Raw genomic sequence first — 5,535 nt, forward strand, 5'->3', positions numbered from 1 at the left:
TCCTGCTTCCGCGCCGGGGAGTTGCGGTTTCACGCCGACGGCTCCCTCTCCGCGAGGGCAACTCCTGCCTCCGCGCCGGGGAGTCGCGTTTTCACGCCGACGGCTCCCTCTCCGCGAGGGCAACTCCTGCCTCCGCGCCGGGGAGTCGCGTCTTCACGCCGACAACTCCCGCATCCACGCCGGGAACCCGCGTCTTCACGCCGACAACTCCCACCGCTCCCCATCGACAACTCCCACCGCCCCCCACCGACAACCCCCACCCCTACCCCGCCAACTCCCGCTCCACCGGCGTCCGGAACCGCGGCGTGACCCGAGTAGTCCCCACCCACCCCCGCAACCGCTCCGCCGCCTCACCGATCGCGGCCTCCGCCTCCCGGCCGACGCCCTCCCGGTCCAGCAGCCGCCACGCGATCTCCCCGTCCGGGCGTTGGGCCCAGCCGCCCACCACGCGGCCGTTCCACCACACCGTCGGGCCCACGTTGCCGCTGCCGTCGAACAGGGCGGGGCGCAGCTCCGGTGACAGGTACCAGTCCCGTTGCTGCCAGGCCATCGCCGTCGGGTCGAGCGCCGGCAGCAGGGCCGCCCAGGGTTCCGCGGGGCCGGCCAGGGGAGTGAGGTCGCCGGGGGCTACAAACCCCGGGCCCTCGTCGAGAGAGACAGGTTCCGCACCGATCGTCGTCAGGGCCCGGCGGACGTCCGTCACGCGCCACCCCGTCCACCACTTCAAGTCGGCCTCGGTGGCCGGGCCGCAGGCCGTGAGCCAGCGGTGCAACAGGGTCGACTGGGCTTCCGAGACGTCCAGTTCGGGGTGTTCCGGTGCCACCGCCCAGCGGAACTGGCTCGACGTCCACGAACCCAACGGCCGCCCGCGCACCACCTTGCCCTCCACCCCCAGCACCTTCAGCAGCCGGGTCGAGACGGTGTGGACGCCCTCGTAGTTCTTGCCGGCGGCGTAGACGAACTGTTCCCTCAACCTCGGTTCGTCCTGGGCCAGTTCGGTCGCCGTCGCCTGCCCGCGGCGCGCCAGCGCGGTCAGCAGCGAGTCCTCGACCTCCTTCAGCCAGACCGCGTCCGGCGCCCCCGCTGTCGCCATGTGCTTGAGCAGGGCGGCCCGTTCACGGGCGGCGACGGCGAGTCCGGTCGAGGCGTGCACGACCGCGGTCAGACCGGCGGGGAACACGAACACCGTGTGCCGCATGCCGTGCATACGGAGCAGGGTGCGGTCCTCGTACAGGGCGCGGGCAGTCTCCGGGACCGTGGCGGCCGGGTCGGCCAGCCGCGCGCCCACGGCGAGGTACACCGTCGCGGGGTCCGTGCCGTGCAGCGCGACGAGGGAGTCGGCGACCTCCTCGGGCGTCGCGGCGCGGGTGCGTGCGGCGAGGCGATGGCGTAGGGCGAGACGGGCACGCCGCTCGGTGGGGCTGATGTGACGCGGGGTGCTGGGCATCGCGGGCTCCCTCTGAGACGTCCACTTCTCGACCGACAGTAAACAGGTGGGTGGACGAGTGGGAGGGCGGGCGGACGCAACCCCGCCGTTCACCCGATCGCCGTACCCGGCATGCGCCCACCCCGCCCCCCGCTTTCACTGGCGGCATGCAGAGGCACGGCACATGAGCACGCCGGCCGACCGTGCCGAGCGCGGTCGGGCCGCGCGCAAACGCGTCTCCCGTTCCGCGCACGCCGGCTGGGTCCCCTCCGTGGACCGCCCGGACCCCGTCGCCGTACTGGAACGACAGGGCCGGGACCGACTCACGGAACTCCTCCCGATCCGGTACGGCCGCATGGCCGCCTCCCCCTTCGCCTTCCTGCGCGGCTCGGCCGCCGTGATGGCCGCCGACCTCGCGTCCCAGCCACACACCGGGCTCACCGTGCAACTGTGCGGCGACGCGCATCTCCTCAACTTCGGCCTGTACGCCTCCCCGGAACGCGCCCTGCTCTTCGACCTCAACGACTTCGACGAGACCTTCCCGGGCCCCTTCGAGTGGGACGTCAAACGCCTCGCCGCCAGCCTGACCGTCGCCGGTCTGGAGAACGGCCACAGCGACGCGAAGGCCCACCACGCCGCACTGGAGGCGACCGCCGCGTACCGCACGGCGCTGCGCGCCCTGGCCCGCAAGGGCGAACTCACCGTCTGGTACGACCGTATCGACGCCGACAGCCTGTTGCCCCTGGTCCGTTCCGCCCGCCACCGTCGCCGCGTCGAGTCCAGCCTCACCCGCGCCCGCCGCCGCACCAGCCTGCACGCCGTGGGCAAGCTCACCGAGAACGTCGAAGGCCGCCGCCGTATCGTCCACGACCCGCCCCTGCTCGAACCGGCCGGCGCGCAGGACATGGCGTCCCTGCGCAAGATCTTCAGCGACTACCGCTCCACCCTCTCCGAGGAGCGCCGCCTGCTCCTGGACCGCTACCGCTTCGTCGACGCCGCCCGCAAGGTCGTCGGCGTCGGCAGCGTGGGCACCCGCTGCTTCATCGTGCTGCTCGCCGGCCGCGACCAGGACGACCCGCTGTTCCTCCAGATCAAGGAGGCGCGGCAGTCCGTACTGGAGGAGCACCTGCCCAGCGGACCGTACATCCACCCCGGACACCGCGTCGTCGCGGGCCAGCGCCTGCTCCAGGCCGCCAGTGACATCTTCCTCGGCTGGATGTCGGGTCCGCAGGGCCGCGCCTTCTACTGGCGCCAACTGCGCGACATGAAGGGCTCGGCAGACGTCGCCGGCATGAGCCCGGCCGAACTCCTCGCCTACGGCCGCCTGTGCGGCACCGCCCTGGCCCGCGCCCACGCCCGCTCCGGCGACCGCGTCGCCATCGCCGCGTACCTGGGCGGCAACGACACCTTCGAACACGCCGTGGCCGACTTCGCCTCGGCCTACGCCACCCAGACCACCACCGACCACGCGACCCTGAACGCGGCCGTCGCGGCGGGCGTGGTCACGGCGGCCCCGGGCATCTGACACCGACCGGCCGCGACCGGTCGCCGAAAAACAAGATGCACGCCGAGTGATGGCCTCCCTACGCTGGACACACGTTACGGAGGGACCCGCCACCGCTTTCGGCAGGACCGGCATCACCCCGCTGACTCGGGGCTAGTCTCTACGCACCGACGGACGGACGCCCATCCCCAGCGCCCCGTCGCGACAAAAACCCATCACCGAGCCCATCACCGCTCGTACACACCCACGCCCACGGAGGCCCGTCATGGGCACCATCGTCCTCTCCGGAACCGCCGTCCTGGTCCTTCTCGGCTTCGGCAACCACGTCTGGTGGCTGGCCGCGGTCGCCGTCCTCTTCCTCTACGTGCAGTACGGCCGGGACTCCTCGACGTCGTCTTCCTCCACGTCTACGTCGTCCTCGTCGTCCTCGGGAGGCGGGTCCAGCCCGTCGAGCTACCGCGCCTACCGCGACCGCCGTGACAAGCAGGCCCAGTGGGAGCGCCGTTACCGCCGCGAGCGCCCCATAGAGTCCCGCCGCCAGGCGCGCGACAAGAAGTAACCGGGAATCGTCGCGGGCATCAGAGCCCGGGGGCGCCCCACACCGGGAACCACCGGCTCAGATCCTGCTCGATCCGCAGGTCGTTGCCGAGCATCGACTTGACCTGGAGTTCCAGCGCGCTGTCGCGCCGCTGCCCGTCACCGGGCAGCGGCGCGAACGGAAAGAACGTCCCGCGCTTGTAGAGGTATACGAGCGCCAGCCGTCGCCCTCCGCCAGCCCCGCCGCCCTCGAAACCGGCCACCGAGCACAGCAGTTGGGGCCCGAACCCGTTGACCTCCATCGCGCTGTTCACCGCGTGCAGATCGTTGACCAGCGCCGACAACTGCTCCGGCGTCCGGTGCGAGACCAGCCACGAGTAGCCGTACTTGTCCTGGACCAGCTCCACAGGCGGACCGGTGCGCTCCGCGTCCGCGTCCAGCAGTGCCTGGACCTCCCGGTGCGTCTGCTCGAAGGCCCCGCCCTCCACCGTGGCGAAGCACACCGCACCGCGCCCGGTCGGCGTGAACCCGGCCGCCGCCTCCAGCGTGACCGCCGCCGACGGCAGCGCGAAGAGCTGGTCGAGATTGGGGGCGACCGGTTTCGTACGGCCGAGCAGGATGTCCAGCAACCCCATCCTCAGTCCGCCTTCCCGATGCCGGGCACCGCCGCCTCACCCAACTCGGCGGAGATCCGCCCCAGTTGATCGAGCCGCTGCTCCAGGCTCGGGTGGGTCGAGAAGTACTTGGTGAAGCCGGGCTCGGTGCCGGTCGCCGGGGTGAAGTAGAAGGCGTTGAAGGCCTGAGCCGTCCGCAGGTCCTTCGTCGGAATACGGGCGATGTCGCCGTCGACCTTGGTGAGCGCGGAGGCCAGCGCCGAGGGCCGCCCGGTGAGCAGCGCCGCCGCCCGGTCCGCCGCCAGCTCCCGGTACCGGGACAGCGCCCGGATCAGCAGGAAACTGATCGCGTACACGGCCGCCGAGATCCCCATGATCCCGGCGAAGACGGCCAGTGTGTTCTGGTCCTTGCGCCCCCGGAAGATCTGCGAGTAGAACGCGAACCGCACCATCAGCCCGGCGATCACCCCGAGGAACGACGCCACCGTGATCACCGCGACGTCCTTGTGCGCCACGTGCGACAGCTCGTGCGCGAGCACCCCCTCCAGCTCGGCCGGCTCCAGCCGCCGTAGCAGACCGGTGGTCACGCAGATGACGGCGTTGTCCGCGTTCCGCCCGGTGGCGAAGGCGTTCGGCATGTCGATGTCGGAGACGGCGACGACCGGCTTGGGCATGTCGGCCACGGCACACAGCCGGTCGATCACGCCGTGCAGCTCGGGATACTCGTCCCGCTCCACGATCCGCCCGTGCATCGCGTACAGCGCGATCCGGTCGGAGAACCAGTACTGCGCGAGGAGCAGCCCACCGGCCAGCACCACGACCAGCACCCAGGACTTCAGCAACACGATCAACGCGGCCACGAACACCACGTACAGCAATCCGAGCAGGAACAGCGTGACCCCCATACGCACGGTCAACCGCCGGTCGCTCCGGAAGCGGCTCTGCATCTGCCATCACCCCGCAGTCAGGCACTCGTCCCACCGCCCAGTGTGCACCCGCCGCTTCCCATGAAGCGGTCCCGATCGGCCCTAGGCGGAGCAAAAGGTCCCTGAGAATCGCCTTCATACCGGCTGTCACGGCGCCCGGAAGCCGCTCCACCCCAGCAGCACGATCACCGCGACGACACTCCCCAGCACGAGCGCCGTCGATATCCACGACGACCGCCGCGGCCCCACTCCCTCCGGCTCACCCCGGAACGGCACCGGCCCCGGAGGGTTCTCCTTCCAGCGGGCCGCGAGCATCCGGGCCCGCGCGGAGGGCTCCTTGTGCTCGGCCGCGTCCGCCCACCGGATGTCGAACTCCCGCTCCTCGTCGCCTTGTTGAGCCATCCCCGTTACCCCCGCCCCTCCCGAAAAACAGTCCCTACGTTGTTCTGCGGGCTGTGGTGAGCCCCTCGTATGGTTCACCTACCCAGGGGCGCCGGGTGTGGTTGAAAACGCTCTGCCGCTTGTGGC

At 71.2% G+C, this 5,535-nt stretch carries 6 protein-coding genes; 2 read left to right on the forward strand and 4 right to left on the reverse strand.

From position 1 onward, the window contains the following. Window positions 1-262: 262 nt before the first annotated feature. Entirely contained in the window at window positions 263-1,447 is a 1,185-nt protein-coding gene (locus AB0M63_RS23260; protein WP_366020690.1) for a winged helix DNA-binding domain-containing protein, read from the reverse strand. 163 nt (window positions 1,448-1,610) lie between these two features. On the opposite strand from AB0M63_RS23260, the gene AB0M63_RS23265 reads away from it, so the two are divergent. After that, entirely contained in the window at window positions 1,611-2,951 is a 1,341-nt protein-coding gene (locus AB0M63_RS23265; RefSeq protein ID WP_366020691.1) for a DUF2252 domain-containing protein, read from the forward strand. Window positions 2,952-3,195: 244 nt separating this feature from the next. Continuing rightward, complete coding sequence (locus AB0M63_RS23270; RefSeq protein WP_355909565.1) at window positions 3,196-3,489, forward strand: hypothetical protein; 294 nt, start codon at window positions 3,196-3,198, stop codon at window positions 3,487-3,489. A 19-nt stretch (window positions 3,490-3,508) separates the two neighbouring features. On the opposite strand, the gene AB0M63_RS23275 is transcribed toward AB0M63_RS23270, so the two are convergent. The 3 genes from AB0M63_RS23275 to AB0M63_RS23285 all read right to left on the reverse strand — a co-directional run bounded on the left by AB0M63_RS23275 (window position 3,509) and on the right by AB0M63_RS23285 (window position 5,409). Next, window positions 3,509-4,102, reverse strand: a complete 594-nt coding sequence (locus AB0M63_RS23275) for a hypothetical protein (RefSeq protein ID WP_366020692.1) — start codon at window positions 4,100-4,102, stop codon at window positions 3,509-3,511. Window positions 4,103-4,104: 2 nt separating this feature from the next. Next, the gene (gene htpX / locus AB0M63_RS23280; RefSeq protein ID WP_366020693.1) at window positions 4,105-5,028 is read right to left on the reverse strand and encodes a zinc metalloprotease HtpX; all 924 of its coding nucleotides are present in this window, start codon (window positions 5,026-5,028) and stop codon (window positions 4,105-4,107) included. A 126-nt stretch (window positions 5,029-5,154) separates the two neighbouring features. Next, the gene (locus AB0M63_RS23285) at window positions 5,155-5,409 is read right to left on the reverse strand and encodes a hypothetical protein (protein WP_366020694.1); all 255 of its coding nucleotides are present in this window, start codon (window positions 5,407-5,409) and stop codon (window positions 5,155-5,157) included. Window positions 5,410-5,535 lie beyond the last annotated feature (126 nt).

This window comes from Streptomyces sp. NPDC051576 (genome assembly GCF_040681835.1).
In the GTDB taxonomy this organism is placed as follows: Bacteria; Actinomycetota; Actinomycetes; order Streptomycetales; family Streptomycetaceae; genus Streptomyces.